Here is a 14,993-nt window from a genome sequence, read left to right on the forward strand (position 1 = left end):
CATCCGCAGACCATTTTGACTTGCTTAAACAGACTTATCGTCCTAGCGTTTCGTCAGGGAACAACAGGAGAGACGACATGGGCGAGCACATGAAAGCCGTCGAGGCCATGATGGCGGCGTGGAAAAAACGCGACGTCGAAGGGTTCATCGCCACCCTGGACGACGACATCGAATACCACTGGCACCCCACAAAACGCCCCGCCGTCGGCAAGGACAAGATGCGCAAATTCCTGGCCAACTACGAACAGGGTTTCGATCAGCAGGAATGGAAGATTTTGCACTCGGCGGAGGCGGGCAATGTGCTCTTTGTCGAGGGCATGGAAGTCCTCGTCGACCGCTCGACCGGCACGCGCATGGATAACCCCTTCGTCCAGGTGTTCGAACTGCGGGACGGGTTGATCACCCGGATGCGCGACTACTACGATACCTCGATGGTTCACGCGCCCGCCAGGCCGGAGGCCAAGCCCGAGGCGGCGTCGGCATGACGCCGATCGAGCGCCTGAAGGCGCTGATGGAGGTCTCTAAGACACGAGACAAGGCCGCCTTTCTGGACGCCTTCGCTGAGGACGTGGAGTACCACTACCATGTCGGGACCCGCCCTTTGATCGGGCGGGACTGGGTCGACAGGTTCATCACGAAATACTGGGCCAACCACTCGGACACAGCCTGGGTCCTGACCCACTGGGCCCAGAATGACACCATGGTCCTGACCGAAGGCCGCGAGGACTATGTCAACGCCGACGGTGTCTCTGTCTCCCATCCCTACATGGGGATCATCGAGTTCAACGACGCCGGAAAGATCGTCGCCTGGCGCGACTATTTCCAGATGAAGGACCCGGCGGCGGCGTCGGGCAAGTAGGCTCAGGCGGCAGGTGCCATCCGCGCCTGCCGCAAGGCTCCGCGCCGGACCTTGCCCGCGTCGTCACGCAGGCGTTCAGTCGTGACCTCGAATGTCCGCGGCCGTTTGTAGGGCGCGATCCGCACTGACAGGAAGGCATGCAAACCCTCTTCGTCCAGGGTGCCGTCCGCCGTTTCTACGATCGCATGCACGCGCTGGCCCATGTCGACGTCAGTCAGGCCAATGACCACACTGCACTGCACACCCGGCCAGGCATCGATCGCCGCCTCGACCTCGGCGGGATAGACATTGGCACCGCCCGTCACGATCAGGTCCACCCGTCGGTCGGCCAGATACAGAAAGCCTTCCTCGTCCAGATAACCCATGTCGCCCAAGGTCTCGAACTCGCCCTTCGCCTTGGGCTCGGCCCCGATGTAGCGGTAGGTCGCCCCCCTGCCCCGCTGCGGCAGGAAGTAGATCTCGCCCACCTGACCCGGCGCACACGGCTGGCCTGCCTCGTCCAGCACCTTCAGCTCATAGCCGGGCAGCACGCGCCCCACCGAGCCGGGATGGGCCAGCCAGTCGGTGCCGCTGATCGACGTCCCGCCAAGCGCCTCGGTGCCGGTATAGAGCTCCCACACCGTCTCGGCCCCGACCCAATCGATCCAGTTCTTCTTCAGCCAAGACGGACAGGCGGCGGCGATATGGACGACGGCATCCAGTGAGCCAACGTCATACCGACCCCTGATCTCGTCTGGCAGAACCCAGATACGATGCATCATGGTGGGCACCTGAAACAGCCAGTTGACCCTGTGCCTGTCGATCAGACGCAGCGTTTCCTCGGCGTCGAAGCGGGGCATGATGATGACGTGCAGACCCCATCCCAGGGCGAAACAGGTCATTCCGAACGGGGCGGCGTGGTACAGCGGGCCGGGATTCAACAGCACATCATCCGGCCGCATCCCCAGCAACGGCACATCGGGATCGGCCAGGGCCGGAGCCATGTCCACGATGACCTTGGGCCGCCCTGTGCTGCCCCCGCTGGCGATGGCTTTCAGATGGGTGGAGGCGATCTCCGGCAGGGGGCCGCCGTCCTGGCGGGCATCATGGGTTTGCGACGGAGTCAGAACGGGCCAGGGACCGGCTCGACCGGTGTCATCGATCACGACCAGCGCCGGCTGGACCAGATCGAGGATGTCCGCCAGTTCGCCATTGGCCAGCCGATGCGACAGCGGCACAGGCGTCGCGCCCAGCCCCCAGATCGCATAGGCGACTTCCAGAAATGCAGGACCATTGGGCAGAGCGACAACCACGAAATCGTCGGCCTTGACCCCTGCCGCCGCCATCGTCCGGGCCCGCCGGTTGACCCGCGCGGCCAGTTCCCCCCGACTGATCGTCACGCCCTCGAACGTCAGAGCCGGACGGTCCGGATCACGCGCGGCCTGGATGTTCAGCAGCGCCCCCACGGCGCGGGGCGATGGCACCGCAACGCCGGGCGTGCTGAGCGTGCGAGGGTTGGCCGGACGTCGCATCAGCCGATCCTATTTCACGTCCGACGTAGCCTTTGGCGGCCAGGGGACCAGCGAACTGGTCCGGGCGATATAATCGGCATAGCCGGGGCGGTGATAGGTCAACCGCTTCTCATAGGACGGCCCTCCACTGTACTTCAGGAACAGGACCAGCAGAACCAGCCAGCCGACGATGCTGAACAGGCCAAGGGTCGTCTCCGCCGCGATCAGGAACAGGCCGAACCAGACGCACAGGTCGCCGAAATAGTTCGGGTGCCGGGTGTAGCGCCACAGGCCACTGGACAGCACCTTGTCCTGATTGGCCGGATCAGCCTTGAACCGCACCAGCTGCCAGTCGCCCAGGCTTTCGAACAGGATGCCCAACACCGCCAACACCGCCCCGATCCAGCCCACGATGCCTATGCTCGTCGGCTGGTCCGATATCTGGCCCAGCTGTACCGGCAAGCTGACGACCCACATCAGCGGGGCCTGAAGTGCAAAGACGTTAGTCCAGGCCGCCTTGGGAAAGCTCGCGCCCTTTTCCTGCGCCCGCGCCAGCATCTTCACATAGCGCCGGTCCGGTCCGTGCGAGCGCCAGCGCCACAGGATGTAGAGCCCAAGACGCAGGCCCCAGACCACCGCCACGACCAGCATCAGTTGCTGACGCGCCTCTGCCCCGTCAGCCAGGAAAAAGGTCGTCACCGCCATAAGAGCAAGCCCGATGGCCCAGAATGCATCGACGAAGGTCACGTCCCTGATCGCGCAGGCGACACCCCACAGGGCGATGAAACAGACGACGCAGATCGCGAAGTTCGCCCCGAGAACGATGGCGATATCCTGTAGTTCAGGCATGGTCTTGTCTCCCCCGAGTGATGATGTGCGGTCTTACCGACCGGTGGATATGTCCTTGGCTTTCAGCATCCTGGCCATCTGACGCTCCAGCCCCTTGGGATCGCGGGCCATGGCGGCGCGGCTCTCGATAGCGAAGCGGTCGGTGTCGATCTCGTCAGTGCCGCGCGTGATGCCCCTCAGTGAGGCGCGGGCAATGTCTTCCGGTGCCTCCTTGGCCCCCTTCACATGCGAGGCCATGCGCGTATCGACCGAGCCGACGATCAGCGAGGTCACGGTCGTGCCCTGGTCGGCCAGTTCGGCGCGAATGCAGCTGCCCGCCGCCCGCATGGCGAACTTTGACGGGCTGTAGCCGCCCATGTTCGGGGCCGCGAGAATGCCACCCACCGACAAGACGTTCAGGATTGCGCCCCCGCCGTTCGCCCTGAGCGCGGGTGCAAAGGCCCGCGCCATGCCGACCGGACCGAAATAGTTGACCTCCATTTCCTCGCGCGCGCCGCTCATGTCCTCGGCACCGATCAGCAGGCGGTTGGTGAAGGCCCCGGCATTGTTGACCACGACCGAGACATCCGGACAGGCGGCGGCGGCGGCGGCTATCTGATCAGGCTTGGAGACGTCGAGCGCCACGGCCACGACCTTGCCGGGATAGGCCTCTTCGAGATGGCGCGCCGAGGCGGGATCGCGGGCCCCGGCATAAACCTTGGCCGCCCCTTCCTCGATCAATACCCTGACGAAGGCTTCACCGATGCCGCGATTGGCTCCGGTGACGATGGCGATACAGCCCTGAACCTCCATGATCGTCGCCTCAGGCTGCGGTGTAGATGATGTCTTCGGGCTTCTTGGCACCCCGGCGCAGCAGGCTGGCATCGTTGGTGATCGCCCCGCGCGCCCAGGTCTCGGACAGTTCGTGCTCTTCGTTCCATTCCCAGCACATGGTCCGGCGAAGGATGCGCCATTCATTGCCACGCTTTTCCATCTGATCGACGCAGCGGGCCAGGGTGCGGGTGTCGAACATCTCGCCCTTCACCTTCAGGCGCGAGGCGGTCAGAATGTAGCATTCCGCCGTCGCCGTCGTGGCGCTCTTCAGCTCGACGATCAGGTTCATGGCCAGGTGGTTCATCAACCCGGCCTTGGGCAGACGCTCCTTGATCACCGCGATCCATTCCGACGCAGGGCCGTCGAAAGTACCCCCGTGGTCCTCCCAACCGTCAGGCCAGTAGGCTTGCTCGACCAGTTCCGGATCGGCCCGGTCGCAGCCGCGCAGGAACAGGAGCAGCGTCTCCTCGATCGCCTTCTTGTCGAGCAGCGCCTGAAGTTCCGGATCGCGATCGGCCATGGTCGTTTCCTCTTCTCACGTTTTTAGTCTTTGAATGAAAGTGACATGGCTTGCGTTAGCGGGCAAGCCGGATCGGCTCACAAACGCATCAATCCGGGCGGTCCCGCGACCACCTTGGGGATGGCGTCCAGAACCATGGCCGCGACCGCGAACTGTTCCGGCTTGGTACGCACACCGTCCGGGGCCGTGTCGACAAGGTCCATGGCGATCCGGACGCCCGGCAGGCCATCGATCTCGATTTCCCAGTGCGGCTTGCCCACGAATGCCGGGTCACTCGGGTCCATGATCCAGCTTACTGAATGGGTAATCCGGCGCTGACCTCGGCTCAGTCCATGTACGCGCCAGGTGGTGGCCGAAACCGTGCCCTGCGGGATCAGCCCGGCCGCAACCTGAAGGTCACGCGACGCGAGGCCAATCTCGTGATCCGCCTCGAACCCGTCCAGTGACACATCCAGCCGCGCCGCCAATCCCGCCACGCTTTGCGAAAACATGGCCGTAAAGGTCTGCGCCAGATCGCCATTCTTCAGATCAATGGCATCGGGTGTCGCCCCGAACCCCAGCGAGCCGAACACATAGTCCGGACTGGGCACACCCGAGCAGTCAATGATCTCGCGCGTCGCGACATTGCGATGCGACAGGCACACCGCCGCCGCATGGGCCGCCATCCGCTCGGCCACCCAGCCCGGATTGACCCCCGTCCCCGCAAGGGTCGCCCCGCCCTTCAACGCGCTGGCTTCCAGCGCTGTCGCATAGTCCGCGCCCAGCGCCACCGGTTCGAAATAGTGATTGATGGAAATGACGTTCTTGCCCGACTCCAGCAGCCGTCGAACATCCGCGTCATGGCCCGTATAAGGGGCCGACAGGCGCGGGCAGTGCAGGACAACATCGGCGTCCAGGGCCAGGATGTCATCGATCGACCGGGTGGCGATCACGCCCGTCGCTTCGCGCCGGGCAATGTCGCCTGCGTCGCGTCCCACCTTGTCTTCGCCATAGACGAACAGGCCGACCAGCCGGAACCGCGCATCGTCCAGTATGGCCCGAAGACAGGCCTTGCCCATAGAGCCTGTAGCCCACTGAATCACGCGGATCGGTTCATGCATCGGGCACCTGACGTCACTTGCTTTCCAGAACTGATAACCGCTCAGTCCAGAATAACAAGTCGCTTGCCAAGCCGTCAGGCCTGATTAGTATCTTAATGAAAGCGACGGCGAGGAAACGTTCTCGCAAGGATCGGAGCGACACTCATGGCCGAACTGCCCGCCCTTCAGGCCCTGATGAAATCGGTCAATTTCTACGGCCGGTTCGCCCCGTCGTTCACCCGCGTCGGCTACATCGCGCGAGGTTTGCCGTTCCGGCCGGTGCGCGCCGACTACGGCGGCCAGACCTGGCTGATCACGGGTGCGACGGGCGGCCTGGGCAAGGCCGCGACGCTGAAGGCCGTGGCCAAGGGCGCAACCGTGCATGCCGTCGGCCGTAACCTGAAAGCCCTGGATGCGCTCGTCGCCGAAACGGCAGCGATGCCGGGCACCGTTCTGCCTGTCGTTTGCGACCTGTCATCGATGGCGGCGGTTTCGGCCCTGACCCGACGGCCGGAGATTGGTGCAGTCCAGTACGACGTTCTGGTCAACAATGTCGGCCTGCTGATGCGCGAGTTCGAGGCGACAGCAGAAGGCTTCGAGACCTCCTATGCGACCAATCTTCTGGGCCACTACATCTTGACCGAACAGCTTCAGGCGCAGGGCGGACTGAAACCCGGCGCGGCCATCATCAATGTGGTCTCGGGCGGCCTTTATAATGTGCCGTTGAACAAATCGATGCTGAATATCCCGCAGGAAAAGTTCAACGGCTTCGCAGCCTATGCCTCGCACAAGCGAGCCCAGATGGCCTTGGCTGAGCACTGGCGCGAGGCTTTCGCGGGCAAGCGCATCAAGACCTATGCCGTCCATCCGGGCTGGGCGGATACGGCAGGGGTCAAGACGTCCCTGCCCAAGTTCCGCAAGGTTCTGGCCCCCATCCTGCGCAACGACGCCGAAGGGGCCGACACCATCGACTGGCTGGCCGCGACCCGCCCAGACGAAGTGGTCGACCAGATCTGGTTTGACCGCAGGCCGCGCACGGCCCACGCCTATGCCAAGACACGCGAGACACGCACGACCGTTGCTGACATCGTCGCCTATCTGGAACGCGATCGCGCCAAGGTGCTGGGCTGACCTTTATCGACGCGGAGCGCGTGTGTAACGCGTGGCGACATAGGCAACGCCCTGGCCATATTCGATCTCGGACCAGCCATTTTCGGTGACGCCGATTTCGCGGACCTGATCACCAGTGTTGACGACGTCCAGCGGCTCACCTGCCGGATCGGCCCGCACACGCACGTCCTCTGTCGTGATCGTCCGCGTCCGGTCGGTCAGAACGATGGTTGGGCGTCGGCGATCGGACAGGGCCTCTTGCCGCACATAACCGCCATCCAGACGTCCGCCCTGTACCTGCAACCATTCCTGAGGCTGGCCTGTACGCGGCCACAGGACTGTAATGGTATCCCCCCGGTTCAGCATGCCACGTGGCGCACCGTCAGGGCCGTCCGTCACGACCGTCTGCGTCTCGGCATACCGCACCTCGGCGCGGCGTGTTGCGTCTCCGGCGCAGCGAGAGAGCAACAGGCCCGCCCCAGCCAGCACGACGATCAGGACAAGACACCCCAAACCGGCATTGTTTTTCTTCTTCGGTGGCGGCAGCGGGCGCTGCCCGGCACGCCAGGCCTCGGCGTCCGCCGCTGTCGCTGTGCGCGGGATGGTCGGCGGCTCGGGCACAGGCCAGCGCTGGGGACGGGGCTGCTGCCATACAGGCAGCTCTGGCGCCGCGTTCGGCGTCAGGTCTGGAGCAGAAGCGGACGAGGCTACCGTCGGGGCCGGCACCTCAAAAGCCGGTGTAATCACCGGCGACTGGCCAGGGGCGCTGTCGTCTACAACAGGAGGATGTTCAGACGCCTCTTCCGCCTGAAACAGTGATTTCAGCCCTTCATAGCCGGAGGCCGGGCCGCTGTAGACCTGGCCCCCGTCCTCGGCCACGACGATGCGCGTCATTGGAGTCAGGTCGCCATGCTTCACCGCCGCTCGCCACTGGTTGGGATCGCCCAGTCGAACCGTCTGGCCTTCGATCACGAAGGCGATGGAAATCGGCGAACCGGACAAGAAGACCCCCGTGAAGCAGCATGGACAGTCGCGCGAAGAGCGTAGTAAACCAAGCCCTTAATCCGCAACCGAGCGTATGGGGAGTTCGTTGCCCGTCAGCAAACTCTTTGCCTGCGCCGCCCTCGCGACCACCCTGCTTCTTGGAGCGTGCGGCGATCGTGTGATCGGGGCATTGTGCGCGCCCGACGGGGCCGCCCCGGCCCTGCGCCCCCCGGTGAGTGTTGCCAACGGTCCAATGCGGGTCTTCTGGGACGGGTCCGAAAGCATCGCTGGTTATGTCGATGGCGCGACCGATTCCGTGCGACCGCTCGGCGACCTCCAGCCATTGCTGGCCAGTCACGCTCGTGAGGCCGGGGTCCAGGCTCAGTGGCTGCGTTTCGGCGAGCGGATCAGCCCCCTGCCCTCCGGTTCCGGCCTCGCCTCGACGGCCTTTTATCGCTGCGGAAGCCTGGCGAACTGCGACAATCAGGAAAGCCGCATCGACAGCGTCCTGACCCGTATCGCCGACCGCTCCGGTCCCGGTCTGGACGTCGTCGTTACAGACCTTTGGCTATCCAACACGGCGTTTCAGGGCAGCGCCGAGATCGCCTTGGGTCAGCCGATCCGCGCCCTGCTGGCCAAGGGAAAGTCGATCGGCATCATCGGCTTGCGCTCACCCTATGCCGGTCCCGTCTATGACGTGCCGGGCGTCGGCACGCATGCCGGGGCCCGCGAGCGGCCGCTCTTTATCCTTCTGGTCGGCAGCCGATCGGAAGTGCTGTCTGCCTATCGCACCCTGTCCCGTTCCGGCAGCCCGGCCCTGAGCGCCGACCGCAGCAAGTTTGCCCTGTTCACGCCCGAGCCCGCGACCGCCTGGCTCGGGGCCAGCGCCCCGGTCCAGACCACCGGCGACATCGCCGCCCAGCGCCTGATCGACGGCGATCAGTCCGAGGCCCTGCCCCAGGTCCGCGTCAGCCTGGACCAGTTGCGCACCGGCCAGGCCAGCCTGCGCATCCCCGTCGTCGCCGATGCCCGCATCCTGCCCGGCGCGGTCTGGCGCGGGAAACTGGGCGGCCAGACCCAGGTCTGGCGTCGCGCGGGCGGCTGTGGGGCCGGAGCTTGGGAAAGCCAGCCCGCCCTGTCCGGAGCCTGGCGTCCGGACGGCCCGAACGGCGCGACCTTCACGCTGGACGGTCGATCCGCCGCCGCCCTGGTCGCGGGCAGCGACTATCTGATTCAGGGTCAGCTGACGACGAACAACTTTACTGCCGCTCCGCCCGAGACCAAGTGGATGCGTGACTGGAGCGTCTCGCCCGACCGCGCCCGCGCCGTCTCGGCCGCGTCGCCCGCCTTCTTCCCCACGCTCAATCTTGCCGCTTTCGCCGAGCAGCTTGAGGCGGGATTGCGCGAAACCACTCCGCCGCAGGGCTTGCCACTGGCCAGTCTGGCGGTTCTGGTGAGGGTCGAGCCCTGACACCTTCGATGCCTGCCCCTTTCTGGAGTTCTCGATGACCCGCAACTGGCTTCAGGCCCTCGCCGTCGTGCTCGTCACGGGCGTCATCGTTTTCGCCCTCGGCTGGGGTCTGCTGACCTGGCAAACGGCCAGCGCACGCTTTCTCGAACCCGCCCCGATGACCACCAGCGCACCAGCGACGGTCGATCAGGGCAATGCGCTGGACGCCGCCCTCAACGGAGCCCTGGATGGCGGTGGCACCGTCACCACAAACGCCTTGGGCAACCAGATGGAGACCCAGCGCAAGCGCGCCGCTGACGGCCTGGTCGACGGCTTCATGAAGCTGATGATCATCACCACCGCCGTCGCCCTGGGCTGGACCTTGCTCGCCTGGGGCCAGGTGTCGAAGGTCGGTCGCCCAGAGACTCAGCGCACCGCGCAGGGCGTCTGGTTGGTCGGCTATCTGGTCGTCACCGTCGCGGCCGCAATCCTGCTGTGGCTGACCTTCAACCGACAGGGCCCGGCTGCAGAGGCCACGGCCACGGCGACCGGCGGCTTCATCGCGGGCGGCATCATCCTGAGCTGGCTCAGCTACTATGTCTCGACCGCCCTGGCCGCACCCGCCGTGCTGCGCGCCTCGGTGCCGATGGCCACTGTGCTCATTCCGATCGGCAGGAGCCGCTGATGGCCGTCAATATCCTGATCGGGGTCGGGGGCACCGGGGCCAAGGTCGTCGAATCGACCTTGCACGCCGCCGTCGCCGGTCTGGCGGGCGACAATCTGACCGTCGGCCTGGTCGATCAGGACGGCTCCAATGGGAATGTCGGTCGCACGGCCCAGCTGCTGGCCACCATCGTCAGCGCGCGGGCCCTGTGGCGCAGCACAGGCGGCGCGCATGTGCTGGGCGGCAGTCCCCTGTTCGCCACAGACATCCAGTCGCTTTCGCCGGCCGAAGAAGTCTGGATCCCGCATCCGGACAAGGCCGCATCGCTGGCCCGCATCTTCGACCGTGAATCCATGCCGACGGGCGAGCGCCAGCTGTTCGACGGCCTGTTCGCGCAAGGTACAAGCGCCGCCGACACCGAACAGGATCTGCCGCTGGACGAGGGTTATCGCGGCCGTCCGCACATCGGTGCCGCCGCCATGGCCTCGCGCATCGAGGACGATATCGAGTTCTGGGACAAGCTGACCACGGCTCTGGATGCCGCACGCGGTGCCACAGAGGTGCGCGTCCTGCTGGTCGGCTCCGTCTTCGGCGGCACGGGCGCGGCAGGCTTTCCAACCCTGGCCCGGCTGATCCGGCGTCGCCTGCCGCAGGGGGCGTCCAACGTTCACATCGGCGGCGTGCTGATGCTGCCCTATTTCGATTTCGACCCGCCGGGCCGCGACGGCGACGCCTCACGCGACAATGTCGCCCTGTCCGAGGAACTGGTGCTCCAGTCCAAGAGCGCCCTAAAACACTATTCCGACCTGCTGCGGGACGAGCCGATCTTCGACCAACTGTATCTGGTCGGCTGGGACCGTCCGTTTGCGCTGGGCTATCACAGCCGCGGGGCCAATGGTCAGGCCAATCCGCCGCTGGCTCCGGAGCTGTTCGGAGCCCTGGCCGCCTGCCGCTTCTTCAATGCGGACCTGAAGGGTGTGTCTGGTCAGGTTCTGGCCAGCGCGCGCACCTCCGCCGACGCCCTGACCTGGTCCGACCTGCCTTCGCCCGACAATGACCCGGACGCGCCCTATCACAAGCTGGGGCAGTTGCTGCGTTTTGCCGTGGCCTGGAAGCACTGGGGCCCGCTGGTCAGCCGACCTCGCTCGGGCCTGTTCAAGGCGTTCCGTACCGATCCCTGGTATCGCCGCCAGCGCATCGACACGATCAAGTTCGACGCTACCCCTGCCGAGGCTGAGGTCGCCGCGCTGGACGCCTATTGCCGCTGGGTGCTGGGCTGGGCCGGGGGGATAGAGCTGCACGCCCGCCGTGCGCGCATCAACTTCGGCCTGTGGAACACCGACGCCTTCATCCGCCCAGGCGAGCGTCCGAACCTGCCGGTCCAGGTGCCCCGCGCCTTCGAGGGGGCCGACTACGATGACGCCTATGGCAGCATCGTCATGCCGGGCGAGACGGGCGAGGCCCCGCCGACCGCCGCCGATTTGATGGGCCGCCTGACGAACGAGACGGCTCCGGAGGTCAACCAGCGTGGCCTGGGCTGGTTCGTTTCGGCCCTGCACGCCTTTGCCGACGTTCAACCGCCCGCCGCGACGAGGACCTGAGATGCGTCACAGCGGACTGTACACCTACAACCTGCCGCCGATCATCACCGACGGCCCCCTGGCTGAGGCCAAGAAGGCCGGGGCCTGGACCCCGATCGATCATCTCGACAAGCTGGCCGACGCCCTGTTCATCGGCGAGAAACAGGCCGAACGCAGCGATGTGAAGAGCATCCCGGACCCCTGGGCCCAGATGCTGGTCTTCGACCGCGCCCTGTTCGATGCGTCCCACCCCCTGCACACGACCGTCCTGCCCCAGTGGCGCGCCCTGATCGCGACCATCGCCCTGATGCCAGAGTTCAGCGCGGCCTATACGCTGACGGCTCAACCCGTCGATCTGGAAGCCAGCCGCCGCAACAGCCTGTTCGCCCGCACCCTGCTGGACCTGGAGCCCGCACGCGTACTGGTGCCGGAACTCAGCTGGAAACGTCCCGTCGCCCTGATGATCCAGGAACGCGGCGGGGCCGGGGCCTTCGCCTTCGGGCCCGGTCGCCCGCTGGGCTTCCTGACCCCGACCAGCCTGGTCGCCGCAGGCCGCGCGTCGGAGCAGGTGCGCTGTCCCGATGTGCCGTGGCTGAAGGACGGTTTGTCCGACCCGATCGACGCGGCCCTGTCGGAGCGTCAGTTCCGCATCCTGGCCGACTACATCCGCCAGATGTGGACGCGGCTCAGCGCCCGCGACGATCTGGAACCCAGGCTGCGTGGCGGTCTGGCCCAGGCGCTGGAGGCCTTCCATCGGGCCGCCAATGCAAAGGCCGCACCAGAAGTGCGCGGCCTGAACCCGGCCACCATCGACCTGGCCTGGCCCAGCGCGCTGCATGCCCAGGTGCTGGGCTCTACGTGGCAGTTCGACGGCACCAGCGTGCCCCCGACCGAGGCCGACGCGGCCATCGAGTTGTCGCCCCCGGCTCGCAGCCTGTTCAAGGGCGCGATCCTGGTCGATCCGGACCTGGCCGAGACCCTGGGCAAGCGCCCGGAATCCATCTCGGTCTGGGGTAGGCACAGCCTGGCCGACGCCATGCGGCCCGCCACCTTCGACATCATCCGCCAGGAGGCCGAGGCCGAGGGCTGGCTGGTCATCCGCCCGTCCGACCTGTTCACCGACAGCCTGATCACCCTGGACAGCCAGACGATCAACGAGGCACACCCCGCCGCCTTCCAGTCGGCCTTGCTGCCGCTGTCGCCGCTGGCCCTGATGCTGGTGCCCGGTCAGGGCCTGGCCGAGGCGCTGGATATGTCGCCAAGTTCCGGCGACGCCGTGGTCCGCCTGCGGCTACGGCTTCAATCCGGCCGTCCGCATGCGGTACGCCGCGATCTGCCCCGCGCGGACCAGAGCAAACAGGTGCTTCAGGTCCCGGACGACCTGGCCTTCTGGCCCAACTTCCAGGCTCCCGGCTGGCGCTGGACCTTCCTGCACTTCACCGCCAGCATCAACTACTACATGCGGCCCCGGTTCGCCGTCACCGCCGAGGTGATGGCCAGTCAGGTGCGCGGGGCCTCGCTGGATATGTCCGACCGCGCGCGTCGCATCCGGCTGTGGTCGGACTCCTCCTCACTGGCGATCGACGACCTGTTCGGCTTCGTCCCGCCCGCCTCGGCGCTTCAGCCCGAGCGCATCTCAACCGTGCGCGGCACGACGGCTAATGGCCAGCAGGAGGTTCTGGTCGAACGCATCGGCTTCACCGCCACCGATCAGGGCGTGGCCGAGCTTCATCACCTCCCCGGCGGCGCGGATGCGGTCTTCTTCGCCCGCAAGACGGCAACTGGCGACTTCGTGCCCGCCGGCATGGCGCTGGTCCGGTTCGCCCAGACCCGATCCTCGGCGCTGGAGGCCAAGGTGGCCGTCGACTTCGGAACCACCAACACCGTGGTCTATACGGAGCGGAACGGCCTGCGCGAGCGGCTAGCGTTCCAGGACCGGATCGTCTTCCCGTTCGGCGTGCGCGCCAAACAGGCGCGGCGCCGCGAGGAGCTGGTCGGGCAATACCTCGGCTTCTTCCCGTTGCAGAAGCACGAGACCCCCTTCCCCACCGTGGCCAAGCTGCGCGAGTTCCGCCCGGCCCTGCCGCCGGAGCTTCAGGCCCGCGTCCGCGAGGGGCGGATGCATCAGCACGGCTTTGCCGACAATGTCTTCTTCGTGCCGAACTTCGACGGCTTCATCGCGCGACAGGCCGATCTGGGCATGTCGGACAACATCTTCCGCGAATGGACCGGCGCGGGGCTGCTGAAGTTCCGACTGAAGTGGGGTGAGACCCAGTCCGAGCGTGCCCTGGCCACCCACTTCCTGCGCCAGATCATGATGATGTCGGCCGCCGAACTGGTCGCGGAGGGCACCGATCCCTTGGCCATCGACTGGCGCTTCTCCTATCCGCAGGCCTTCAAGCCGTCGCAGCACCGCCAGCTGGAGAACGAGCTGCGCCGTAACTGGTCCGCCCTGTTCGGCCCGCCCGGCGACACCACCGCCAATGGCCGCCCGACCTTCCTGCGCAAGACCGAGGGGGCCGCGGCCGCCCATGTCTTCGTGACGCAGGGGGCCGAGAAGCTGATGCTGGTGCTCGACATCGGCGGCGGCACCACCGACATCGCCCTGTGGCGGGACGGCAAGCCATTCTGGCGCAACTCGTTCAAGGTCGCGGGCGGGGACTTCTTCACCGCCTATCTGGCCAACAATCCCGAGGTCTTGCGCAAGATCGACATGAGCGAGGTCTCGACCGGCCTCAGCGAGGGCGATCCGCTCAGCGCGGATGGTCGCCGCGATTTCGTCGAGCTGTATGTCAACAAGCCGGCCTTCGCCCAGCGATTCGCGGACAACTTCGGCCTGCTGGCGTCCGAGCCTGCAGGCCTGGGCCTGCAACAGGTCGCCTCCGTCGCTCTGGGCGGGCTGATGTACTACGTTGGCTTGGTGCTGGGTCAGCTGGTGGCCGATCCGGACTCGGGCCTGCGCCGGGCCGATCTGGACCGGCTGACCGTCGCCTTTGCCGGGCGCGGCTCGACCCTGTTCCGCCAGTTCCACACGGGCGGCTCGGACGACGAGCTGACCCAGTTGGTCCGCCTGGCCATCGCGGCGGCGGAATACAATCCGGCCGATGTCGCCATCCAGTTCCGCTTCTCCGGACCGCACGAGGCCAAGCATGAGGTCGCGCAAGGCCTGCTGGTCGACCGCCGCGAAGACCCGGCGGGCGGCGAAAGCCGCCTGGCCGTCCTGGGCGAGGATGTCGACGTCATGGTCGGGGGCGTGGAGACGCAGGCCCTGGCGACCGCCCCCCTGACGGCCCTGCAAAGCGCGACCGAGGTCGACCGCATCGAACTGGCCCACCTCAGCCGGTTCCTGATCGCCCTGCGCAAGCTGACCGACATCAACATCGACGTTGAACAACGCGGGGCCCTGAACGACATCCGCGCCAAGGTTCGACAGAGCCTGTCGGATACGCTGCACGACCTGGACGCCGACGCCTTCACCGACGAGGATGCCCAGCCGTTCGAGCCGCCCTTTATAACGGCGTTGCGCGAACTGGTATCGATCATGGCCCTGCCCCTGATCGAGCGCGACCGCCGCATCGTCGTCAGGGATATCTGA

Annotated in this window: 13 protein-coding genes; 7 read left to right on the top strand and 6 right to left on the bottom strand. The window is 66.2% G+C overall.

Features of this window, described 5'->3' with window-relative positions; translation table 11 throughout:
- Nucleotides 1-77: 77 nt before the first annotated feature.
- Both WC585_RS01140 and WC585_RS01145 read left to right on the top strand, forming a co-directional pair.
- Nucleotides 78-485: a nuclear transport factor 2 family protein gene (locus tag WC585_RS01140; RefSeq protein ID WP_373255692.1), complete on the top strand. Its 408-nt coding sequence runs from the start codon at nt 78-80 to the stop codon at nt 483-485.
- Complete coding sequence (locus WC585_RS01145; RefSeq protein ID WP_373255693.1) at nt 482-859, top strand: nuclear transport factor 2 family protein; 378 nt, start codon at nt 482-484, stop codon at nt 857-859. Before WC585_RS01140 ends, WC585_RS01145 begins: the two co-directional genes overlap by 4 nt.
- A gap of 2 nt (nt 860-861) precedes the next feature.
- On the opposite strand, the gene WC585_RS01150 is transcribed toward WC585_RS01145, so the two are convergent.
- The 5 genes from WC585_RS01150 to WC585_RS01170 all read right to left on the bottom strand — a co-directional run bounded on the left by WC585_RS01150 (nt 862) and on the right by WC585_RS01170 (nt 5,631).
- Nucleotides 862-2,370, bottom strand: a complete 1,509-nt coding sequence (locus WC585_RS01150) for an AMP-binding protein (protein ID WP_373255694.1) — start codon at nt 2,368-2,370, stop codon at nt 862-864.
- 9 nt (nt 2,371-2,379) lie between these two features.
- Nucleotides 2,380-3,198, bottom strand: a complete 819-nt coding sequence (locus WC585_RS01155) for a DUF1295 domain-containing protein (RefSeq protein ID WP_373255695.1) — start codon at nt 3,196-3,198, stop codon at nt 2,380-2,382.
- 33 nt (nt 3,199-3,231) lie between these two features.
- A complete protein-coding gene (locus WC585_RS01160) occupies nt 3,232-3,990 on the bottom strand; it encodes an SDR family oxidoreductase (RefSeq protein ID WP_373255696.1) in 759 nt (252 codons plus the stop codon).
- A 10-nt stretch (nt 3,991-4,000) separates the two neighbouring features.
- Nucleotides 4,001-4,531: a nuclear transport factor 2 family protein gene (locus tag WC585_RS01165; RefSeq protein ID WP_373255697.1), complete on the bottom strand. Its 531-nt coding sequence runs from the start codon at nt 4,529-4,531 to the stop codon at nt 4,001-4,003.
- A 77-nt stretch (nt 4,532-4,608) separates the two neighbouring features.
- Nucleotides 4,609-5,631, bottom strand: coding sequence for a hypothetical protein (locus tag WC585_RS01170; protein WP_373255698.1), 1,023 nt, complete (start codon nt 5,629-5,631; stop codon nt 4,609-4,611).
- A gap of 144 nt (nt 5,632-5,775) precedes the next feature.
- Between WC585_RS01170 and WC585_RS01175 the strand changes: the two genes are divergently transcribed.
- Complete coding sequence (locus tag WC585_RS01175) at nt 5,776-6,741, top strand: SDR family NAD(P)-dependent oxidoreductase (protein WP_373255699.1); 966 nt, start codon at nt 5,776-5,778, stop codon at nt 6,739-6,741.
- Nucleotides 6,742-6,744: 3 nt separating this feature from the next.
- Here WC585_RS01175 and WC585_RS01180 read toward each other — a convergent pair whose 3' ends face one another.
- Entirely contained in the window at nt 6,745-7,722 is a 978-nt protein-coding gene (locus WC585_RS01180; protein WP_373255700.1) for a hypothetical protein, read from the bottom strand.
- 88 nt (nt 7,723-7,810) lie between these two features.
- On the opposite strand from WC585_RS01180, the gene WC585_RS01185 reads away from it, so the two are divergent.
- The 4 genes from WC585_RS01185 to WC585_RS01200 are packed head-to-tail and all read left to right on the top strand — an operon-like array spanning nt 7,811 to nt 14,993.
- Nucleotides 7,811-9,175: a hypothetical protein gene (locus tag WC585_RS01185; RefSeq protein ID WP_373255701.1), complete on the top strand. Its 1,365-nt coding sequence runs from the start codon at nt 7,811-7,813 to the stop codon at nt 9,173-9,175.
- A gap of 34 nt (nt 9,176-9,209) precedes the next feature.
- A complete protein-coding gene (locus WC585_RS01190; RefSeq protein ID WP_373255702.1) occupies nt 9,210-9,839 on the top strand; it encodes a hypothetical protein in 630 nt (209 codons plus the stop codon).
- Complete coding sequence (locus tag WC585_RS01195) at nt 9,839-11,419, top strand: tubulin-like doman-containing protein (RefSeq protein WP_373255703.1); 1,581 nt, start codon at nt 9,839-9,841, stop codon at nt 11,417-11,419. The genes WC585_RS01190 and WC585_RS01195 overlap by 1 nt, the downstream gene beginning before the upstream one ends.
- A gap of 1 nt (nt 11,420) precedes the next feature.
- On the top strand, nt 11,421-14,993 hold the full coding sequence (locus WC585_RS01200; RefSeq protein ID WP_373255704.1) for a hypothetical protein: 3,573 nt from the start codon (nt 11,421-11,423) through the stop codon (nt 14,991-14,993).

The organism is Brevundimonas sp. (genome assembly GCF_041648055.1).
Taxonomy (GTDB): domain Bacteria; phylum Pseudomonadota; class Alphaproteobacteria; order Caulobacterales; family Caulobacteraceae; genus Brevundimonas.

Excerpts from the sequence above, each read along its gene's own strand:
- WC585_RS01140 (WP_373255692.1), top strand. The coding sequence starts at position 78 with ATGGGCGAGCACATGAAAGCCGTCGAGGCCATGATGGCGGCGTGGAAA.
- WC585_RS01145 (WP_373255693.1), top strand. The coding sequence starts at position 482 with ATGACGCCGATCGAGCGCCTGAAGGCGCTGATGGAGGTCTCTAAGACA.
- WC585_RS01150 (WP_373255694.1), bottom strand. The coding sequence starts at position 2,370 with ATGCGACGTCCGGCCAACCCTCGCACGCTCAGCACGCCCGGCGTTGCG.
- WC585_RS01155 (WP_373255695.1), bottom strand. The coding sequence starts at position 3,198 with ATGCCTGAACTACAGGATATCGCCATCGTTCTCGGGGCGAACTTCGCG.
- WC585_RS01160 (WP_373255696.1), bottom strand. The coding sequence starts at position 3,990 with ATGGAGGTTCAGGGCTGTATCGCCATCGTCACCGGAGCCAATCGCGGC.
- WC585_RS01165 (WP_373255697.1), bottom strand. The coding sequence starts at position 4,531 with ATGGCCGATCGCGATCCGGAACTTCAGGCGCTGCTCGACAAGAAGGCG.
- WC585_RS01170 (WP_373255698.1), bottom strand. The coding sequence starts at position 5,631 with ATGCATGAACCGATCCGCGTGATTCAGTGGGCTACAGGCTCTATGGGC.
- WC585_RS01175 (WP_373255699.1), top strand. The coding sequence starts at position 5,776 with ATGGCCGAACTGCCCGCCCTTCAGGCCCTGATGAAATCGGTCAATTTC.
- WC585_RS01190 (WP_373255702.1), top strand. The coding sequence starts at position 9,210 with ATGACCCGCAACTGGCTTCAGGCCCTCGCCGTCGTGCTCGTCACGGGC.
- WC585_RS01195 (WP_373255703.1), top strand. The coding sequence starts at position 9,839 with ATGGCCGTCAATATCCTGATCGGGGTCGGGGGCACCGGGGCCAAGGTC.
- WC585_RS01200 (WP_373255704.1), top strand. The coding sequence starts at position 11,421 with ATGCGTCACAGCGGACTGTACACCTACAACCTGCCGCCGATCATCACC.